A 21,622-nucleotide genomic window follows, 5' to 3' on the forward strand; every position below is an offset into this window, starting at 1 on the left:
GAATACTCTACAATCTGAGATACCGGCAGCATTCCCCAACTCTTTCTACCCGACAACCTTTAATGGGTATCGGTAATGCCATACATCAGCTGGTCGAGCAAAATGGGTATATCACTCGCGGCAATGCCCGAGGCTACGAGATCGGGCACATCCTGCTTGAAGTTGGCCATAAACTTGGCGGTATCGCCCCCGTCGAGTTCGATGCTGCGGCGATAGTAATCGATGGCCTGCCGGATATGACCCAGCGAAAACTCCACATGCCCGGCATTGAGATAGTCGAGTGCCGTGGGCTTCCCGGCCAGAATCTTCTCGTAATAGCGGCGCGCCTGATCCTTCTTCCCCACCAGGAACGAGCACCAGGCAATGGGTTGCCAGGCCTTCCCGCCGTCGGGGTCGAGATAGTCGACCTTGAAGTAATACTTCAGAGCCTCCTCATAATCTTTCTGCTCGACATAGCAATGGCCTATGTTCATCTGCACCGACAGATTGTCGGGCTGTATCTTTTCGGCCCGATGGTAATACGAGAGGGCCATCTCGGGCTTCTTCAGATTACGGTAGCAGGTAGCAATGCGCCGGATGGTCCAGAAGTTGTCGGGGGCGATAATCTCGGCCTTGAGGAAGGCCTCGAGCGCCTCGGCATAGTCGCCCTGCTTCTGGTAGCAGAACCCTATCTTCTGGTATATCTCGGCATCGGAGTGATAGGTAGCCGAGAGCCGTTCGAAGAGTTCGAGCGCATCGTCGTAATACCCGCGACGGAAATAATATTCGCCGATGAGCCGCAGGCTCTCCTGCCCGCTCAACAGCGACTCGAGCGTAGAGACATGCAGCAGGTTGATGTGTCCGGCAAAGGGGTCGGTAAACTCCGACCGACGGATATAGAGTTTGAAGAAGCGATACAAATCCTGAATGTACCGGTTCGAGATATTCTCGCGACTCAGTTCCTTCTTCATCAGCTCCTGGTTGGCCATCTCCTGCACGGCGGCGTTCTCGGCCCCAAACTGCCCCATCATCAACTGACGTTGCGACTCGGGCACTTGCGACAGACTGAGGCAGAACGAATACTTGTCGGAGTTGCACAAGAGCGACGAAGCCGAAAGCATCTTCTTGAACATGGCGCCCCCCTGCCCCTCGAGCAGACCCGAGAGAGCCGTGTGGTCGGGATTGAAGGGCATGAACCAGTTTTGTATCGACTGGAAGAAGGGGAAGCTCTTCAAATGCGAGAAGGTGCTCATAAAGACATCGGCCCCCTCCATCTGCAGGTCGGTCAACTCTTTCAGTTTGTCGGCAATGCCCGTCTTGTCGAGCATATCCTGCCACTCGGGATTCTCCTCGAGCGCATTGATGTCGTTCATCAAGTCCTCCTGTTTGATTTTCTTATAGAGCGACGGGCCCAATTTCATCATCTCGGGGAGCAGCTCCTCGGTCATCTTGCGGGTAATCTTCTCGGTCTCCTGGGTTTTAATCAGTTGCAGAAAGACCGTGCGCACGTCGTTCTTGAAACGAGGCTCCTCGCTCAAGGCGTCGATGCGATGCTGCACACTCGGAAAGAGCGGCAACCGCTCGCGATAGATATACATCACCATGAGGGCGGCACAGAGTGAACGCAACTGTATCTCGGGCGAGATGTGCCGATAACCGTCGAGGAGAAGAAGCAGTTTCTCCTCGTCGAACCGATGCAGCAGATTCAGCAACAGGGCCGAAATCAGCAGCGACACCAGGTCGTCGGGGAAACGGTTGGCATAAAGCGCCTCGCGCAAGGTGGAATAATCCTCCTCTCGTGCCGGATAGTTGGTCCACACATCCATAAAGAGCGTGCCGGCTTCATCCTCGACCCGATGCTTCAACGATTTGATTTTGGCGGCATCGCGTTCCTGCTCGCTCAGCAGCGAGGCCAGCGACAGGTCGTTGAGCGCCTGGTCACATCGGTCGCACTGCGAGGCCAGAGTCTCGTTGGCCCTACTGGCTTTCACATAGCGGCGCCAACCGTAATACTGGGACGGAGAGACCCGGGCAACCAGTTCGTCGGACACGCGGTCGGTAAGCATATAGGCCGACACCACCAGGTGGTCGTAGATACGTTTGCGCTCAGGGTCTTCCACTCCGTCGAGCATGTACTGTATCATATACTTGTACGACATCTCCATCTCGTTGAGTTTGTCACGGCTGATCCAATCTTGCAATTCGTTCACCAGAACGGCCAGCTTGCCAAAGGCATCCTTCAAACGGCGCTCGGCCAACAGTCCATATATTTCGTGTCGCTGTTTTTCAATCTCGGTCGTAATCATCTGTTCTATTCTAAATCCGTAGTAAAATTAAGGAGCTTTCTCCAATATAACAAACTTAACTTGCAAATAGTGTGCCGGGAAAAATCATTTTCCTATTGCCCTTACCTTGCGGCACATACCCGCATGCTCGAATACACTTTCCTCCCTAAAGAGAGTTATCTGCAAAATCTCAATCTTTCAAAATTTGTTTCTACAATGGCTTTACACTATCTTTGTAGAAGATAAGATATGGTTCAGCATAAAGTTCAAGTAAACTTGACTTTCTGCGTTCACCTTTTTTTATCTTTGGATAAGATAGGAGTCGGTTCGGCATAGACAAATGTTGAAAACTTCGTTTTCCATTTGCCTCTGCGCTCACCTTTCATTATCTTTGCATAAAGATAGAGAAAGTCGGAAACCGAAAAACGAGCTCGCTTGATTTTCATACCGAGACGCATCCTGTCTTCTACAAATAACAAAACATATAAACAAGCTATGATACAACGTATTCAAACTATTTACCTGCTGCTGGCCGCTGCCCTGATGGCCACGTTCCTTTTCTGTCCCATCGCTCAGTTCGATACCCCCGACGGACTTTACAGCTTCACCTCGCAAGGGGTATCTACCGTAATGGCCGAACCGGCTACGGACGGGTCCGAAGCTACAATTGCCCAAACCTCGGTATTCACGGCCACGTGGGGTGTATTGGCATTGGGTGCTGTCATTACCGTACTGTCGCTCGTCGCCATCTTCCTGTACAGGAACCGTCCCAACCAGGCTCGCGTCTGCATGATCAACGCCTTCTTTATGGTGACCTTCTACATCATCATTTTCTTGAGCGGTTACACCTTCCAGAACGACCTTGCCGCTACGCACACGTCGTGGTCGGCCTATCTTGTGATGCCGTTCGTAGCACTCGTGCTCGACATTCTGGCCTATCGCGCCATCAACAAAGACGAGCAACTGGTGCGCAGCATGGACCGCATCCGCTAAAGCGCCAACTTCTCTTTCAGGAATCTGCCCGTATAGGAGGCCTCGCAACGGGCCACCTCTTCGGGCGTGCCTGTGCATACCACATAGCCACCGGCCTTGCCCCCTTCGGGGCCCAGGTCGATAATGTGGTCGGCACACTTGATGACGTCCATGTTGTGCTCGATAATCACCACGGTGTGTCCCCGCTCAATCAGTTGGTTGAACGACTTCAGCAGCGTGTTGATGTCGTGGAAATGGAGCCCCGTAGTGGGCTCGTCGAAGATGAAGAGCGTGGGCTCCTGCCGTTCGTTGCTGAGGAAGAAAGCCAACTTCACACGCTGGTTCTCACCGCCCGAGAGGGTCGATGACGATTGCCCCAGCTTGATATACCCCAGCCCCACATCCTGCAACGGTTTCAGCCGTTTGACGATACGCTTCTCCTGACTGCCGTCGACCTCGGAGAAGAACTCGATGGCCTGGTTGATGGTCATGTCGAGCACATCGCTTATGTTTTTGCCCCGATACTCGATTTCAAGTACATCTTGTTTATAGCGTTTGCCATGGCAAGCCTCGCACTCCAGCACGATGTCGGCCATGAACTGCATCTCGACCGTGATGGTACCCTCGCCCTTGCACTCTTCGCAGCGGCCGCCCTCGGAGTTGAACGAGAAGTACGACGGCGAAAAGCCCATCTGCTTAGCCCCCTGCTGGTCGGCAAAGAGCTTGCGTATCTCGTCGAACGCCTTCAAATAGGTGGCGGGATTGGAACGGGTCGATTTGCCGATAGGATTCTGGTCGACAAACTCGACCGCCTTGATGCGGTCCATATCGCCCGTGAAGCGGGAGTAGGTTCCCGGCATCTCGCCCCCCTCGCCATAGTAGCGCAAGAGTCCACGATAGAATACATCGCGCACGAGCGACGACTTGCCCGAGCCGCTCACGCCGGTAACCACGGTCATTACATGGAGCGGGAACCGCACATTGACCGACTTCAGGTTGTTCTGGGCAGCCCCTTCGACCTCGATATACTGGTTCCACTTGCGACGTACGGCCGGCACCTCTATCTTGCACTCGCCCGTCAGGTAGCGCATGGTGTAGCTGCGGGTCGCCTTGGGCAGACGCGAAAGGTCGCCCTGATAGACCACCTCGCCGCCCAACCGACCGGCCAACGGACCGATGTCGATAATGTAGTCGGCCGCCCGGATAATCTCCTCGTCGTGTTCGACCACAACCACCGTGTTGCCCAGCTCCTGCAACTCGCGGAGCACCTTGATGAGCAGGTGCGTGTCGCGCGAATGGAGGCCGATGCTGGGCTCGTCGAGGATATAGAGCGAGCCTACCAGACTGCTGCCCAGCGAAGTAGCCAGGTTGATGCGTTGGCTTTCACCACCCGAGAGAGTCGACGACAACCGATTGAGAGTGAGGTAGTCGAGCCCCACCTCCTGCAAGAAACGGATACGGTTCTTGATTTCGGTGAGCAATCGCTTGGCAATAGCCGTGTCGTGCTCGTCGAGCTGCAGGTTGTCGAAGAAGGCTTTCAGTTCGCCTACCGGCAGATTCACCAGCTCGGTAATGGAGCGGCCACCCACCTTCACATATTCGGCCTCGGGTTTCAACCGGCTGCCCTTGCACACCGGACAGATGGTTTTGCCCCGATAGCGGGCGAGCATCACCCGGTATTGTATCTTGTACTGATTGGCCTCGAGCATGGCAAAGAAACCGTCGATGCCCTCGAAGTCGCCCGAGCCGTGCCACAATATATCTTTCTCGCGATCGGTCAGTTTGTAGTAGGGCCGATGTATCGGGAAGTGCAACGAATCGGCCCGACGGATAAGGTCGTTTTTCCACTCGCTCATCTTCTCGCCCCGCCAGCACATCACCGCATCGTCGTAGACCGAGAGGGTCTTGTTGGGCACCACCAGATCTTCGTCGATACCGATTACCCGCCCGAAGCCTTCGCACTCGGGACAAGCGCCCACGGGGTTGTTGAAGTTGAACATCAGGTCGCTCGGCTCGTTGAAGATGATGCCATCGGCCTCGAACCGTTTCGAAAAATGGAACTCTTTCACCCCTTCGGCCGTGTGCATCTGTACAACGCACTCCCCACCCCCTTCGAAGAAGGCGGTCTCGACCGAGTCGGCCAGTCGGCTCACAGTATCGTTCTCGTGCGACACGCTCAAGCGGTCGATTACCAGGCGCACCTTCGACGCATCGGGCAGTGTGTTGCCGGCCAGCAAATCTTCTATCACCACGAAGCGGCCCTCGACCTCGACACGCGGAAAACCCTCCTTCTGCCATATCTGCAACTGGGTTTTCAGGTCGCGCCCCTCGGGGAGAATCAGGTTGGTAAGCAAGGCAAAGCGGGTACCGTCGGGGAAACCGAGGGCACAGTTCACCACATCGTCGACCTGGTGCTTCTTGACCAGTTCGCCCGAGATGGGCGAATAGGTCTTGCCGATGCGGGCATAGAGCAACCGCAGGTAGTCGTATATCTCGGTCGAGGTGCCCACCGTCGAGCGCGGATTGCGGGTGTTGACCTTCTGCTCGATAGCGATGGCTGGCGGTATGCCCTTGATGTAGTCACACTCGGGCTTGCTCATCCGACCCAGAAACTGGCGGGCGTAGGCCGAGAGACTCTCGACATAGCGCCGCTGCCCCTCGGCATAGAGCGTATCGAACGCCAGCGACGACTTGCCCGAGCCCGACAGGCCCGTAATGACGATAAAGCGGTTGCGAGGTATCTCTATATCGATATTCTTCAGATTGTTGACGCGTGCCCCTTTGATAAAGATTGACTGTTCAGACATAGTTCCCGGAAATAACTTTTGGTTCCTTTGTTGCTTTTTCGACATGCCTCCCGATGCGTTGCCCCATGAGGTCGCGCCCGGCCCGGCAAAGTGAGTGCAAAGATAGTGAAAGGCGAGAGCAAAAAAGCCAAACTTGTTTGAGTTTTTTTGCCGAGCCGCATCCTATCTTCTGGAAAGATAGTGAAAGGCGAGAGACAAGCAAAGATGCTTGCACAATTTGCTTGGCCGAGCCGTATCCTATCTTCGCATCAAGCAAAGATACGAACTTTCGCCATTCGTGATTCGGCCCGCTTCTATCCTTTATACTTTTTTGTAAAACAATTCATAAAAGCGAAAATCTTTGGCACGCAGACTAACAAAAATCCAAATACTTTGTTATCTTTGTATAGTCACATTAAAAACGATAAAGATTATGAAAGGTCTTAATTTACTGTTTGCATTCCTCGGCGGAGCCGCCGTGGGTGCTGTGGCCGGCATCTTGTTTGCCCCCGAAAAGGGCTCGGACATGAGAGCTCGCATCTGTAAAATGCTTCACGACAAGGGTATCCACCTGAAGAAAGAAGAGATGGAGCAACTCGTCGACCAGATTGCCGAAGAAGTGAAAGGCGTAAAATAGACTGCGCCCGTTACCACAATGGGAATATCAAGACAGACTTTCGGTAGTCTTGATACTCTCATTGTGTATCTATACCTTATGTATCTCCTCTAACCCTGCTATATTATGCCCGATACCCCCGACAACTCATTCAAGCGACTATTCGACGAAGGTAAAAAATACCTCACCCTGCAAATCGACTATGCCAAACTGACGGCCACCGAAAAGATTTCGGTCATTCTGGGCATGTCGGTACTCTTTATCATCATTCTGGTTCTGGCCGTAGGGGCCGGCATATACCTGTCGTTTGCCCTGGTCTATCTGCTGGAACCGCTCGTGGGCATCGTGGGCAGCTATGCCCTGCTCGGTGCGCTGTTCCTGGTGCTCATTGCCATTGTAGTCATCTTCAAACGGCAACTCATCCTCGCCCCCATCACCCGATTCATTTCGCGCGTACTATTAGATAACGACAAAACTCCTCAATAACATGGATACACCGAAAACCCCATCCAAAGGTCTTACCCTCGAAGAGATTGCCGCTCGACGACAAGCCCTGAAAACGGCTATTGCCGAACAACGAAAGTGTGTCGACGAGGCTTATCGACAGGTCATCTCGCCCTTTACCGAAGCTCGATCAATTACCAAATACATCGGCAGCAACCTGCTCGGCGGTGTCACCCTGCTCGAGAGCGCCATGTGGGGATTCCGACTGGTATCACGAATATTCCGTCTGTTCAAACGGTTTCGCTAATCCTCCCTTATCTCCTTCGAGACCATTATGCACCAAGACTGGCCTCCACATACAATCCTCATCACCGAAACCCCTCGCCCCGACACCCCGCAGAAGTCGAGCCTGACCGATAATTGTTAATCCCCGACGTCGGCTAAACCTTGTTGATTATCTTCTGTTTATAGATAAACGGAAATATGAAACGACCATGAAATTAGTACGACTGATCGGATATATCGCCATCGGGGTAAGCCTGGCCAACTGCAACGGGAAATACGAAATAGAGGGACACACCCAACTGCTCCCCGACGGAACTACGCTCTTTCTGCAAAAGCTGACCGGACAACAATTCGAAATCATCGACAGCGCCGTAGTCCGAAACGGCGCCTTTACGTTCGAAGGAGACCAGACAGAACCGGCTATTGCCATACTGGTACCCCGCGACGAGCGGGCGTCACAATATCCCCCGCTGCTGCTCGCCCTCGAACCCGGCACCATCGAGGTGACATTCGACTCGGTCACCCACCTGTCGGGCACTCCGCTCAACGACCGGCTGCAAGTCTACGAGGAGCAACGTCAGACCTTCGACAGCCACATACAGGAGATTACCCGACTTTACCTGAAGGACTATCTCGCCGGACAACTCACCGACAGCACCTTCAACACCCTGAAACAGGCTTTCGAAAAAGAGCAGCAGGGGCTCGAACGGCTGACCCGCAAATACATCGCGGCCAATACCGACAACGTGACCTCGGTCTACCTGTTTCTGCAAAACAGCTTTCTCTTCTCGCCCGACGAGCAACGTAGCCTCATCGCCAATGCCGCCACCTCGTTCAAAAAGAATCCGGCCATCCAGAAGCTGTCGCACATGCTCTCGCGCCTGAAAAACGTGGCCCCCGACATGCCCTACACCGACCTGACCCTGCAAACGCCCGAGGGAACAATGGCCTCGCTCTCGCAATACGTAGGGCACGGCCGGTATGTGCTGCTCGACTTCTGGGCCTCGTGGTGTCCGCCCTGCCAGCGACAGACTCCCTATCTGAAACAGTTGTACAGCCGATACGGCAACGGACAACTCTCGATAGTGAGCATCTCGCTCGATACCGATCGCGAAGCCTGGCTCACCTATGTGCGCGAAAACCAGATGACGTGGCCGCAACTGGGCGACCCCAAGGGGTGGGACTCCGACGCCATCCTGTCGTATGTGATTCAAGGCATCCCCCACTTCGTCCTCATCGCCCCCGACGGCACCATCGTGGCCAATAACCCCTCGGAAGAGGAGCTGAATGCTCTGCTGGCCTCCCGGCTAAAACGGCAATAAATGTAAAATTTGGTTCTTTTTCCCTTATCAGCCCTGCCAAATAGCTACTATTCTGTGTATAAAAATTTACAAGTGATAATATTTTTGTTGTAAAAATAATAGGAAGAGAAAAAAATTTCTATATTTGCCCGCCTAATGATAAAAAATTTATCACCATGTGGAGATTTATATGCACAGCGATGGCAATCATCGCCCTGGCAGGATGCCACACCAACAAGAATATGTCGAAGACTGAAAACACGGTCGTGACGACCGACTACACCCTGCCGCAGGAGTTACCCGTATCTGCATCGTTCCGTATGTTTTGGGAAGCCTGGCAAGCCGACCTCGCACAATCGGGCAAGACTATCGACGACTATACCCCCTCGTCGTTGCTGACACAACGCTTCTCCCTGCGCAACCAGAACGGCCAATACCTCGCCACCGGATTTCTGCACGCCGATGCCGAATTCGATGCCGACGCCCTCACCCAACTGGGCGGCTATTGCGTGAAGTACAACGAGACGATGTACAGTTTTGCCGTACCCTTGCGAAGCCTTACCCGCTTCGTTACCCTGCCGGGCATTACCTATATCGAGGCATCGTCGCCTGCACGTCCCCGATAACTAAACCTTTACGAATTATCTATTGTTTTAATAACTAAATCGATGAAAAAAGTATTACTATCAGTTTATCTCTTAGCGCTTGCCTGTCAATTTGGCGCAACCGCTGAAGAGAAGATGTCGCCATCGACTCAAAATTTTCTGCGCAGTTACGAATCGACCCCTACGATGCAACGCGCCAAACTGAAATCGACCTATGCCGTAGACCAGGAGAATAGCCAGACCATCGTCTCGGCATTCCTCCACCTTAACGATGAAAACGACCTCGAAGGCCTGGCCGACAACGGTGTAACCGTCAATGCCCAATACGGTACCATCCTCTCGGTACGCATTCCGGCCGACAACCTCGAGGCGGTATCGCAACTGCCGTCGGTCGAGTATATCGAGATCGGACGTCCGGTACATAAACTCATGAACACGGTACGCAGCGCCGCCTTCGCCAATGTCGACGCCCTGCACGCCGGTACGGGCCTCACCCAGGCCTACACGGGTAAAGATGTCGTGGTGGGTATCATCGACGGCGGTTTCCAATACAACCACATCAACTTCTACGATACGGCCGGAGAAAACCTGCGCGTGAAGAGGGTATGGAACCAAAACGCTACGGGTACGCCTCCCTCGGGTTACTACTACGGTCGGGAATATACGACCTCCGAGTCGATTGTATCGGCCAAACAGGATATGACCGACTGCCACGCCACCCACGTGGCCGGTATCGCAGCCGGAGCCTACCACAGTAACGAATACTACGGCGTGGCTCCCGACGCCGACCTGGTGTTTGTAAGCTACAACCTCTACGATACCAGCAGCAGCAACACGAGCATCAGCGACGGTATCAAGTACATCTACGACTATGCCGAATCGGTGGGTAAACCCTGCGTCATCAACATGAGCCTCGGATACCACATCGGGCCACACGACGGAACCTCGACCTTCGACCGCATCTGCGACTCGCTGCAAGGCGAAGGCCGCTTGCTGGTAGGTGCCGCCGGCAACGAAGCCGAGACCAACATACACGTAAAAAAGACGCTGACCACCGACGACTCTTCACTGAAGACGCTGGTCGACCTGGGACAGAATCAAAATACGACCGTCGACATTTGGGGCGATGCCAACAAGACCTTATCGGTCAAAGTAATCGTTTACGATACCCGCAACCAGAAAGAGGTCTATACCTCCAGCGAATTTTCGACAGCGACCAGCACCAGCAAACGGATATCCAGCCCCACCGGTACCTATGGCGAAGTCTATATCGCCACGGCTACCGACCCCAATAACCAGAAGGGCAACATTACAATCGATATGAACGTAATCCCGGTGAGCAGCTATTACCATGTGGGCTTCGAGGTATCGGCAACCGAAGAGTGTACCGTCAATGCCTGGACCAACACGCCGTATACCGCGTTCTCCAACTTCGGGATAAGCGGATTTACCAACGGCGACAACGACTCCAGCATGGGCGAAATCGGTGGAACAGGCTCACGAATCATCTCGGTAGGTGCCTACACCAGCAGCAACTATATCGAACACAGAAACAGCTCGATGTACAACCAATCCTACCAGACGGTAGACCAACTGGCCACCTTCTCGAGCCACGGACCGACGGCCGACGGCCGTATGAAACCCGATATAGCCGCACCGGGTACAATGATCGTATCGTCGTATAACAGTTCGACCTGCAGCACCAGCCGCAGCGACTATTACGCAACCGTGGTAGGCCAATACAACGTAAACGGTACCAATTATTACTACGGTTCGATGGAGGGCACCTCGATGGCTGCACCGGTAGTAACGGGCGTATTGGCCACCTGGTTGCAGGCCCGGCCTACCCTCACCCCCGAGCAGGTGCGCGAGGTATTCGCCAAATCGGCCAAGACCGACAGCTACACGGGCAGCATTGCCGGTGTAGGCAACAACCAGTGGGGTTATGGCAAAATCGATGCCTACAACGGTCTGGTCTATTGCCTCAACGAACTCTCGGGTATTGAAGAGACCGGAGCTCCTACCCGCTCGATGGTCTATCCCAACCCGGCTGCAGAGAGCTGCTACTTCATGTTGCCCAGCGACGACCAGCAGGTAACCGTAGCCCTCTACTCGCTCAACGGTGCCCAGGTGCTCAACCTTTATGCTGGCGATGTCGTGGCCGGCGAACAGAGGGCCGTATCGCTGAACGGTATTGCCCCGGGTATCTACCTCATGCGCATTACCGGCGAGAAGAACCAAATCACGACCAAACTGACCGTCAAGTAACCACAACCGACAGGTCTCACCCATACAGAGAGGGGGCGGAAAAAATTCCGCCCCCTCTCTTTTTTTATTACAAGCTATCGAAGAAATTCCCGCTGAAAGGCGATGCGCTCGTCGCCGTTGGCCAGATAGATGATGCCGCACCGGCTGAAGCCGTGGCGCACGAGCAACTCCTGCATCACCCGGTTGTCGCGATGGGTATCGATGCGGATATTGTCGACATGGCCCCAACAGTAATCCAGAGCCGCGGCAAAGATACCGCCCACCCGACCGGCCGAGGCGATGCGGTGTATCACGCCGTAGGGCTTGTCGTTGAGCCAGGCCCCGTCGTAGATGGTGGCATAGGTGGGCTCGGGCGCCACACCGTAGCGGAAACAGAAGGTTCCCACAATCGCCCCCTCGTCGTCGAGGCAGACGAAGCTGCTGGCAGCCTCCATATCGGCCTGGATGATTTCGCGCGAGGGGTAGCCACCCGTCCATTGGTGGAGGTTTCCGTGCTGCCGCATGAACCGTTTGGCCTGCTCAAACACGGGCATCACCTGTTCCAAATCGTCGATTGTCGTGGGTCTTATTTCCATTTCGTGTCGGTTTTATCGCGAAGCCAAGTCGTCGTAGAGTTTTTGCAAATAGGCTTTCCCCCGCTTCAACCGTAAGGCGTTGCTGTCGTTCTGCTCGACGAGCACCGACTGTGCGGCACAGTCGTAGACGGCAGCGCCATCGCGGTCGACATATCCGAACCCGTCGGGGAAGGTATAGTAGGCAAAACGCTCCCGCGTGGGGTCGGCCAGATTCTTGCTGAAGGTAAAGTCGTCGTAAGGGATATGTAACTGGGCCAGCAACGTAGCCGCCAGGTCAATCTGCGACATGTAGTCGTCGACTACCCGCGGCGAGCGTACGGCTCCACCGGCCCACACCAGCGGTATGTGGTGATAGTCGATGTCGTGATTCTGCACGTTGTAGGGGTAACGGAAGGCGTGATCGGCCACGAACACCAGCAGGGTGTTCTTCCACACGGGGAGCTGCTTGAGTCGCGATACAAACGCACCGAGGCAACTGTCGGTATAGGCGACCGAGTTCAGATACTTGTCCTCGAGGCGGTGCATGGGCACATCGAACGGCTCGTGGCTGCTGAGGGTGAGAAACATCTTCATAAAGGGTTTATCGGCCGGCTGCTCGGCTATGAGACGATAGAGCTCGTCGAACGTCACATGGTCGGGTACGCCCCATTTGCTCAGCCGCTGGCTCAGCGGGAAGTCGCTATCGCACACGATACGGTTCATGCCCATCGAGATGAAGTAGGAGCGCATGTTGGTAAAGTCGGCATCGCCGCCATAGATAAACTGGGTGTCGTACCCCTCATTGCGCAACGACTTGGAGATGGCCGGGAGCGATTGCGACTTGGCGGGATATTTCATAATCGAGGCCGTAGGCTGGGCCGGGTAGCCGCTCAAAATCGAGGTGAGCCCCCGGTCGGTACGGAAACTGTTGGCATAGCAGTGGGTGAAGAGGATACCCTCCGAGGCAATCTGCTCGAGATTGGGCATCACCCCCGACAGACCGCCCAGGCTCTCCATGGCCGCTCCCGAGAAACTCTCGAGCACCACCAGCACCACGTTGGCACCGGGCTCGACCCATTGAGCCGAGTCGGCCGGGAATACCGACGGTCCGCCACCCCGCAACGGTGCGAACAGAGCATCGGCCTCGGCCGGTTCGAAGAAACGGTATTGTGTCGAGAAATCCTCCGACTTGGAGAGCGACGACATCAGACTGAATACCGGGTTGATGGCGGCATGGTTCAACTCCATACGCTCGCTGAAATAGGCCTTGCCCACATTCATGGTCGAGACCGTGAAGCCGCCTCGTATGGGGATGAACAACGACGCCGTGAGCAACAGCAAGACCGCAAACGAAAGGTGTGGACGACGGGGTTTCTCCCATTGGGCCTCCCTACCCGACCAGCGCCACAACGGCCACACGAGCAGCGCGGCATAGGCCACGATAAGAAGCAGAATCACCACCGTTTGCCACACCGGGATACTGGCCACGGCATCGGCCGGCGAGGCCAAATAGAAGAGCGGCGTAGCATCGATGCGGAATCCCCAGAAGCTGTAGAGCACCGCATCGCTCAAGGTGATGGCCGAGACCACTGCGGCTATCAGCACGAAGTAGGCCCGGAACACCGGTTTCCACCACGCGCCCCGCAAATAGACGGTAACGGCAGTGAGCAGAGCCGGCAAAGCCGTAATATAGGCAGCCATCGAGGCGTCGAGTCCCCGGCCGTGCCATATCACCGCCAGCCACTGCGACAGAGGCTCGTCGCCGTAAAGATTCCAATGATACAGCATGAAGAGGGGCTTTTGCACGGCAAACATGATGAGAAACCAGCAATATATCCACACCAAAAAATAGAATCGTCGTTTCATATTCGGCACTGTTTATAAGCTGCAAAGCTAATATAAAAATGGCCTTCGGGGCGAAATTAAACCGGTGAAACGATTTGTTTAATATTTATTAAGGGTCGAAGATTAGTTAGAATGATTATAAATCGTGAACTTTGTTACAATTACCATTTGTATCACCTAACACAGTAGTAATGAAAAAAATTTTATTATTATCAGCCTTAACTGTTTTTGCAATCATGGCACAAGCTGCTAACCCCTTTTTCGGGCCCTACAAGACGCCCCATCAAACAGTTCCGTTCGACAAGATAAAACTGTCGCACTACGAACCGGCTTTCAAGAAAGCCATTGAAGAGAATCAAAAGGAGATCGACGCCATCGTGAACCAGCGCTCGACCCCCACATTCGAGAACACCATCGAGGCACTCGACCGCAGCGGCCGTATGCTCAACCGCGTGGCCAACGTCTTTTTTGCCGTATTGAGCGCCGAGGGCAACGACGAGATGATGGAAATCTCGCAACGCGTACAACCCATGCTGTCGGAGCACAGCAACAACATCAGCCTGAACGAGAAGCTCTTCGAACGCATCAAGTTCGTGTATGACCGTCGCGACCAGCTCGACCTCACCCCCGAGCAACAGATGCTGCTCAAGGAGACCTACGAGTCGTTTGCCCTGAGCGGAGCCGAATTGCAAGGCGAAGACCGCGAAAAATACCGCAAACTCTCGTCGGAGTTGAGCCAACTCACCCTCGACTTCGGACAGAACGTATTGAAGGATACCAACCTCTTCTCGATGATGCTCACCGAGGATGAGCTCGAAGGTCTGCCCCAAAGCGCCCGCGACGCTGCTGCCGCTCTGGCCAAGAGCAAAGGCAAAGAGGGTTACATGGTCAACCTCTCCTACCCCAGTTACAGCGCCTTTATGAAATATTCGTCGCGTCGCGACCTGCGCGAGAAACTCTATCGCGCCTACAACACGCGCAACCAATCGGGCGAATACAACAACATCCCCATCCTGAAACGTATCGCCGAGGTACGCCTCGAGATTGCCAAGCTCTTCGGTAAACCCAACTTCGCCGAATACAACCTGCAAACCACCATGGCCGGCAACAGCGCCAACGTGTACAATCTGCTGAACCAACTGCTCGACGCCTACAAGCCGGCCGCCCTGCAAGAGGTGAAAGAGATTCAGGGTTTCGCCATTGGTAAAGAGGGCAAAGACATGACGCTCATGCCCTGGGACTTCAGCTACTATTCCGAGCAACTCAAGCACATCAAATACGACCTCAACGACGAGATGCTGCGCCCCTACTTCGAGGTGAACAACACCATCAAGGGAGTATTCGGTCTGGCTACCCGCCTCTACGGCCTGCACTTCACGAAAAATCCCAAAATCCCCGTATACCACCCCGAGGTCGAGGCTTTCGAGGTAACCGACAACGACGGTAACTATGTGGGTGTAATCTACACCGACTTCTTCCCCCGCGAGACCAAACGTGCCGGTGCCTGGATGACCGAATTCAAAGGGCAATGGAAAGAGGAAGACGGAACCGACAGCCGTCCGCAGGTAACGATCGTGATGAACTTCTCGCGCCCCACGGCCGATGCTCCCGCCCTGCTCACCTACGACGAGGTGGAGACCTTCCTGCACGAGTTTGGCCACGCCCTGCACGGCCTGCTCTCCGACGTTACCTACTCGACCCTCTCGGGTACCAACGTATACCGCGACTTCGTAGAGCTGCCCTCACAGTTCAACGAGAACTTCCTCGCCGAGAAAGAGTTCCTCGACAGTTTTGCCGTTCACTACAAGACAGGCGAAAAGATGCCGGTCGAACTGGTTGAGAAAATCAAGGAGTCGAGCCAATACCTGGCCGCCTACCTGTGCGTACGTCAGCTCACCTTCGGCTTCCTCGACATGGCCTACCACACCATCGAAGCTCCTGTCGACGACGCTGTAGCCTTCGAGAAACAGGCCATCGCCAAAACCCTCGTGTTGCCCGACGTGGAGGGAACCCTCATCGCTCCTCAATTCGGTCACATCTTCTCGGGCGGTTATGCTGCCGGATACTACGGATACAAATGGGCCGAGGTGCTCGACGCCGATGCCTTTGCCGTGTTCAAGGCCCACGGTATCTTCGACCCGGCTACCGCAGCTTCGTTCCGCGACAACATCCTGAAACGCGGCGGTACCGAAAACCCCATGACCCTCTACAAACGCTTCAAAGGCAGCGAACCTACCATCGAGGCCCTTATGCGTCGTGACGGCATTATCAAGTAATATCGCTCCTCACGCATCACATGACGGAGTCCGCCACACTGCGGGCTCCGTTATTTTTTTACCTGTATCAGACCCTTGTTCGGCCAAGGGATTGATGCCAACTGCCTCCCCCCCCCGCTGGACTACTCACACCGAATGCATAGGCGCCATAAAGTCGATTATCCCACGATACGACTCGGAATCCAGTCGACACAGAAGTAGTAAAAGGAGATACCAACAAGGGCCGCCTTGCTCACGGCAAAGCAGCCCTTTCGTATAGATTTGAGATAATCGAAATATCCTTCTGTACCCCCGGCGACTCCCGGTTTAGAACGAGAAGTGGAGCGAAATGCGCACGCCGCTCTTGCTCACGTTGGGGCTGTCGCGATAGGTCAACCGCCACACGTAATCGACCCGCAAGATGGTAAAGATGTTGTCGAGACCCACGCCGCACTCCATGTAGGGCATCTTGTCCATCTCGGTACTGCCCTTGGGGAATACGAAGAGGTCTTGATTGTAGAGCGGGTTGTTCTTCTTGCTGAGCGAACCGTAGAGACCTCGGAACGAGAAGACCTCGCGCAGCTTCATGTACTTGAGCAGCGGAATGCGGTTGAACAGAGCACCGTTGGCGTTGTAGGTGAAATCCCACGACACGTACTGGTCGTTGATAAATTCGAGAGCATTCATCAAGGCATACGACTCGGGTTGTATCGTGTACGAGAGGTTGGCGTTGGGGAGCAACAGCATGGGGAAAGGCACCTTGTCCCACACCTTGCCGGCCTTGACGATACCGTCGAAGTAGCCGAAGGCCGAGAACCAGAACCGTTTCTGGATACCGAACTCGGTGCGGTTGTAGGAGTAGCGGCTGCCCAGCACATCCTTGAAGGCAAAGCTGTGCGAGAGGGTGAGCACCGGGGCGTCGAGGTTGATGGGATAGCGGTTGCTGCGGGTCTGGTAGAACTTCTCGTTGGGGGCAAACCGCAACTTCACATCGAAATAGGTCTGCATGTAATCTTTTGTCTCGTTACCGAAACCGTCGATAAAGGCGATGCGGTCGGTTGCCATCTGCTGAATCTCGTTGCGGATACCCAACCCGAACGAAAAACCGCCCTTGCGCTCCTGCAGGTACGAGAGCTCGGTCTTGCGCAGATAGGTAGCCTTGTTGTCCGACTTGCGCTTGAGCGAGAGGAATACATTATCCTTGTTGGTATACATGTACTGCTGTCCCAACTGGTCGATGTCGTAGGTGTGGTTCAGCTTGATGGAGTGGATGGGGAACTCCCGCGAGTGGAACTTCTTCTTGTTGAACGAATATTCCACCTCGCCCGAATATTTCATCTTCTCGTCCTTCGTACCATAGGCCACGTATCCGCGGGCAAACCAGTGCGGATTGAGCTGTGCGGTAGTGACACCGCCTACTCTGAAACGGGCCCCTTCCACCTCGTTGGCACTGATGGTGGTATTCATGGGACCGAAGTCGAACTTGCTCTCCTCGCTGGTCTCGATATACCCGGCTATGAGTATACCCAACACCTTCTCGGTATAGTAAAAGGCAGGCACCTCGCGCAACCGGGCCAGGAGCTTGTCGACCGCCCCCTCCTTCTTCTTCACCGGCACATGGCGGTTATCGATCCAGAACTCCTCGGGCTTGGCCTGCGCATCGACCTCGACCCGCTCGCGCCCCTCGAAGTCGTAGACCGACAGGTCGTCGGGCGGCGTAAACGAAAACTTGTCGTATGTAGTCATACGCCGGGCATACAGTCCCTGCGTGGCCGGCATCACCTTGAACTCGATGATGGCATCGTCCTTTGTCTTGATGCGGGTTCCGTCGTCCAGCTGCTTGTAATCCTGCTCGAGGTACATGTTCTCCACATAGTTGAGGTTGATGTCGCGGGGGACGTTCAGCTTCACCTTCTTGATGAAATAGGTCGAGTCGCCCTCGGGCACATAGATGTGGCCCGTGAATCCGAACGACTCGGAGTTGAAGGGCACAAACCCTAGGTCGATGCAACGCACCCCGTCTACGGGAATGGTATCGAGCAGATAGTATTTGTAAAACGAAGTACCAATGCTCGACAACGGGCTCACAAACCGGTTGTTCAGCAGCGTGATGTCGTTTCTGAAAATATCGATTTCGCGGAACAGGTCGTCGCACAGCATCTGCACGCTCTCCTCGTTGAATATCTCGTCGATACCGGCCCGCTTGATACCCGTCACAATCGACTTCTCGGTCTCGGGGCTACGGCGGTAGTAGTTCTCGGCAATCTTCTCCTTGATCGAAACCGTCAGGATAGGCTTTCCCGACACCTCCGACGTATCTACATAGTCGAATATAAACTGGAATTTCTTGAAAAGCCACTTCTTCTTTTGCTCCTCCGAAAAGTCGTTGAGGGCAAAAGTCATCTTCTCGTATTTCTCGTAATTGAAAAAGTCGTGACGCTTGGGGTCGCCCACGTCGCGCCGCTCAATCAGCTTCTTGACAAACTCTACCGCAGGGTTATTCTTCTTGCTGTACTTCTCCTTCTTGGGCTTTACCACCACCTCCTGCAGCGTATAGTCCGACGGCACCAAATCGACCTCCAGATTGTTCTCGGCACCCTTCTTGACGAAAACCGTCTTCTCACGGTAACCCAGCGTAGCAATACGCACATTCAGGAAGTTATCGCGCACGGCCACAGCAAATTTGCCATCATCATCGGTCATGACACCTTTGTCACTTCCCACAAAAAAAACCGAAGCATAGGATATGGGTTCATGGGTTATAGAGTCCCTTACGATTCCCTTCACCACCGTCGTCTGTTGTGCCTTAACCGAAACAGGAAGCCCTACACACAACAAGCAAAGGGCCAATACCACATATATCTTTTTTGCCATAAAAGTCTCAAATACTGTACAAAGTAACCGGTACCACCATTCGATTCACTCGAATATCCGGGTGACAAAAGTACAAAAAAACTGCCGCTCACCGGGCTTTTATCTCCAACAGTTCACGGGTTTAACAATGTTTAATAATGCCCGCATCTTTATTCCATCTCTTAAACCAAATAAATGTATTATATTCGGTTCACTATTTATTTTTGTTAATTCATGAATATAGAGATCGAACGCAAATATCGGGTGACCGATACCTCGTATCGCGCCCAAGCCACCCGCTGCACCTACTACAAACAGGGATACCTGTCGGCAGCCCCTGCGGCCACCGTGCGCATACGCATCGCCGGCGACCAGGCCTTCATCACCATCAAGGGTACCACCACCGGCTGCTCCCGGCAGGAGTACGAATACCCCATACCCGTAGCCGACGCTACCCGAATGCTCGACTCGTTGTGCCAGTCGGGCCTCATCGAAAAGAGGCGGTACCTCTACCCCTATGCCGGGCACACATGGGAGATTGACGAATTTATGGGCGACAACGAAGGGCTGATTGTGGCCGAAGTTGAATTGCAATCGGAGTCGGAAGCGGTACAGTTGCCCCCGTTCATCGGCCGCGAAGTGACCGGCGACCCGCGTTACTACAACTCTTGCCTGGCCCCAAATCCCTATAAAAACTGGGAGGAGAAAGAATAATTTCCGCATTTAGCTTTTTTTTACAATTAAAGCCATTGCATATCGAATCTTTTCCGTACCTTTGCCCCCGTCAAAAACGACAGACCATTGGAAAGATGCCGGAGTGGTCGATCGGGACGGTCTCGAAAACCGTTGTACCCTTACGGGTACCGAGGGTTCGAATCCCTCTCTTTCCGCAGAAAAAGAGCAAATCGCGCAGGTTGATTTGCTCTTTTTTTATACCCCTTTTTCAGATGGATACCCCAAGAAGACAACGGTCCCCCCTCTCGAGAAATCCATAAATTCAGACATAAACTTCACGAAACAAGACACAGGTCCACCACCCTACTTCGGCAGACTTACCCGCAGACGGAGGGCCGAAGAGAGCGCGCCGCACAAGGTGAGTATACCGGCCAGAAGCATGGCATCGTGCGGTGCGGTATCGCCATGGATGTGGAAGAGCAGAGCGACCAGAGCGGCTCCGATAGTCTGCCCCGTGAGTCGGGCGGTAGCGAGCATGCCGCTGGCGCTGCCGGTACGTTGCGGAGGTGCCGAGGTGAGCAGCATGTGGTTGTTGGGCGACTGGAAAAAGCCGAAGCCCATACCGCAGAGCATCAACCGCCACACGAGGCCGAAATGGTTGGTATCGACGGGTACGAACGAAAGACTGAAACAACCGATACTCATGATAATCAACCCCACTCCACCCAGGATTCCGGGGTGAATCTTACCAATGAGCACACCGGCCAGCGGTGCTACAAAGACAATGACCAGCGGCCACGAGGTCATCAACAACCCGGTGCCCACGGCATCGTAGTGGAAAGTATTGACCAGCAGGAAGGGCATGGCCACCAGACTCATCATCTGTGCCGTAAAGGAGAGAATACTCGTCATCACCGACATCGAGAAGATGGGTATTTTGAGCAGGTCGAAGGGAAGCATGGGATAGCGCTCACCCAACTGCATGCGCACATAGAAGGCAGCCACCACGGCCAATAACACGACACCGCACAACACCCAGCGCACCGGCACATCGTGCGAATAGGCCTCGACACACCCGATGAAGAGCCCGAAGGTGGCCGCATTGAGCAGTGCCTCTTTCCAGTTGAAGCGATGCCCCAGACGCCGCACGGCATTGTCGGGCAGATATTTGCGTCCCAGGATAAAGGTGGCGATACCTACCGGCACATTGATGGCAAAGAGCCACGGCCACGAAGCGAACGACAGAATGGCGGCCGCCAATGTAGGCCCGGTGACCGAAGCGATGGCCACCACCGTAGCATTGAGTCCTACCCCCTCGCCCAACCGGTGTTTGGGATAGATGAGCTTGATGAGCGAGGTATTCACACTCATAATCATGGAGGCTCCGAAACCCTGGAACACCCGCGAGACCACCAGCAGCGGCAGGTTGTGCGACAGGGCACAGAGCAACGACCCGATGGTGAAGACCACGACTCCACGCAGATAGACCTGCTTGTAGCCCCAACGCTCGCCCATCGACGAGAAGGGAAGCAGGGTCATCATAATGATCAGCTGGAAAGAGTTGACGATCCAGATGGAATCGGACGACGATACGTGCAGCTGCTGGGCTATGCTGGGCAACGCCACGTTGCAGATAGAACCGTCGAGCACCGACAGGAACAACCCGCAAAAGGTCGTCGCCATGGCGTAGTAAATACGCGGGCGGTGCAGACCGTCCCAATTCAAATCTCCTACAATCTTGTCTTCCTCTTCCTGTTTCATCTTTTTACCTTTCTTGAAAACCATGCTCACGCATATCGGCCGCAAAGGTAGTGAAAATGGACATAGAGGCAAACGAAAAACTCCGTTTTTCCCGTTTGCTCAATCTCTGCTCACCTCAAAGGTAAAAAACAAAAAAAG

General features: G+C 54.3%; 15 protein-coding genes and 1 tRNA gene. 10 read left to right on the plus strand and 6 right to left on the minus strand.

The genetic code is table 11. The annotated features are described in order from the left end of the window. Positions 1-59 precede the first annotated feature (59 nt). Positions 60-2,285 (minus strand): lipopolysaccharide assembly protein LapB, encoded by a 2,226-nt coding sequence (locus tag NW211_RS07675; protein ID WP_087407316.1) that lies wholly within the window; start codon positions 2,283-2,285, stop codon positions 60-62. Between the two features lie 474 nt (positions 2,286-2,759). Between NW211_RS07675 and NW211_RS07680 the strand changes: the two genes are divergently transcribed. Beyond that, positions 2,760-3,257, plus strand: a complete 498-nt coding sequence (locus tag NW211_RS07680; RefSeq protein ID WP_258327476.1) for a DUF4293 domain-containing protein — start codon at positions 2,760-2,762, stop codon at positions 3,255-3,257. Here NW211_RS07680 and uvrA read toward each other — a convergent pair. Continuing rightward, positions 3,254-6,043: an excinuclease ABC subunit UvrA gene (uvrA, locus tag NW211_RS07685; RefSeq protein ID WP_258327477.1), complete on the minus strand. Its 2,790-nt coding sequence runs from the start codon at positions 6,041-6,043 to the stop codon at positions 3,254-3,256. The two genes, NW211_RS07680 and uvrA, sit on opposite strands and share 4 nt — an antisense overlap. 412 nt (positions 6,044-6,455) lie before the next feature. On the opposite strand from uvrA, the gene NW211_RS07690 reads away from it, so the two are divergent. The 6 genes from NW211_RS07690 to NW211_RS07715 all read left to right on the plus strand — a co-directional run bounded on the left by NW211_RS07690 (position 6,456) and on the right by NW211_RS07715 (position 11,541). Beyond that, complete coding sequence (locus NW211_RS07690) at positions 6,456-6,659, plus strand: YtxH domain-containing protein (protein WP_087407312.1); 204 nt, start codon at positions 6,456-6,458, stop codon at positions 6,657-6,659. A gap of 105 nt (positions 6,660-6,764) precedes the next feature. Next, on the plus strand, positions 6,765-7,124 hold the full coding sequence (locus NW211_RS07695; RefSeq protein ID WP_087407311.1) for a phage holin family protein: 360 nt from the start codon (positions 6,765-6,767) through the stop codon (positions 7,122-7,124). Between the two features lies 1 nt (position 7,125). Next, the gene (locus tag NW211_RS07700; protein WP_087407310.1) at positions 7,126-7,389 is read left to right on the plus strand and encodes a hypothetical protein; all 264 of its coding nucleotides are present in this window, start codon (positions 7,126-7,128) and stop codon (positions 7,387-7,389) included. A 187-nt stretch (positions 7,390-7,576) separates the two neighbouring features. Then, positions 7,577-8,689 (plus strand): TlpA disulfide reductase family protein, encoded by a 1,113-nt coding sequence (locus NW211_RS07705; protein ID WP_258327478.1) that lies wholly within the window; start codon positions 7,577-7,579, stop codon positions 8,687-8,689. Between the two features lie 155 nt (positions 8,690-8,844). Beyond that, positions 8,845-9,294: a hypothetical protein gene (locus NW211_RS07710; RefSeq protein ID WP_143240865.1), complete on the plus strand. Its 450-nt coding sequence runs from the start codon at positions 8,845-8,847 to the stop codon at positions 9,292-9,294. Positions 9,295-9,336: 42 nt separating this feature from the next. Next, on the plus strand, positions 9,337-11,541 hold the full coding sequence (locus NW211_RS07715) for a S8 family peptidase (protein WP_258327479.1): 2,205 nt from the start codon (positions 9,337-9,339) through the stop codon (positions 11,539-11,541). A gap of 74 nt (positions 11,542-11,615) precedes the next feature. On the opposite strand, the gene NW211_RS07720 is transcribed toward NW211_RS07715, so the two are convergent. Together NW211_RS07720 and NW211_RS07725 are read right to left on the minus strand one after the other, a co-directional pair. Continuing rightward, positions 11,616-12,116 carry a GNAT family N-acetyltransferase gene (locus NW211_RS07720; protein WP_087407304.1) on the minus strand — a complete coding sequence of 167 codons (501 nt, stop codon included), beginning with the start codon at positions 12,114-12,116 and terminating at the stop codon, positions 11,616-11,618. A 12-nt stretch (positions 12,117-12,128) separates the two neighbouring features. Next, entirely contained in the window at positions 12,129-13,961 is a 1,833-nt protein-coding gene (locus NW211_RS07725) for an LTA synthase family protein (RefSeq protein WP_087407303.1), read from the minus strand. 170 nt (positions 13,962-14,131) lie between these two features. On the opposite strand from NW211_RS07725, the gene NW211_RS07730 reads away from it, so the two are divergent. Beyond that, positions 14,132-16,216 (plus strand): M3 family metallopeptidase, encoded by a 2,085-nt coding sequence (locus tag NW211_RS07730; RefSeq protein ID WP_258327480.1) that lies wholly within the window; start codon positions 14,132-14,134, stop codon positions 16,214-16,216. A gap of 306 nt (positions 16,217-16,522) precedes the next feature. On the opposite strand, the gene NW211_RS07735 is transcribed toward NW211_RS07730, so the two are convergent. After that, positions 16,523-19,069, minus strand: coding sequence for a DUF5686 and carboxypeptidase regulatory-like domain-containing protein (locus NW211_RS07735; RefSeq protein ID WP_258327481.1), 2,547 nt, complete (start codon positions 19,067-19,069; stop codon positions 16,523-16,525). 213 nt (positions 19,070-19,282) lie between these two features. Between NW211_RS07735 and NW211_RS07740 the strand changes: the two genes are divergently transcribed. Both NW211_RS07740 and NW211_RS07745 read left to right on the plus strand, forming a co-directional pair. Then, the gene (locus NW211_RS07740) at positions 19,283-19,762 is read left to right on the plus strand and encodes a CYTH domain-containing protein (RefSeq protein ID WP_258327482.1); all 480 of its coding nucleotides are present in this window, start codon (positions 19,283-19,285) and stop codon (positions 19,760-19,762) included. 89 nt (positions 19,763-19,851) lie between these two features. Beyond that, positions 19,852-19,938, plus strand: a tRNA-Ser gene (locus NW211_RS07745). A gap of 148 nt (positions 19,939-20,086) precedes the next feature. Here the strand turns inward: NW211_RS07745 and NW211_RS07750 are convergent. Further along, complete coding sequence (locus NW211_RS07750; protein ID WP_206422462.1) at positions 20,087-21,484, minus strand: MFS transporter; 1,398 nt, start codon at positions 21,482-21,484, stop codon at positions 20,087-20,089. Positions 21,485-21,622: the final 138 nt, after the last annotated feature.

The sequence above is a fragment of the Barnesiella sp. ET7 genome (assembly GCF_024733785.1).
In the GTDB taxonomy this organism is placed as follows: Bacteria; Bacteroidota; Bacteroidia; order Bacteroidales; family Barnesiellaceae; genus Barnesiella; species Barnesiella merdigallinarum.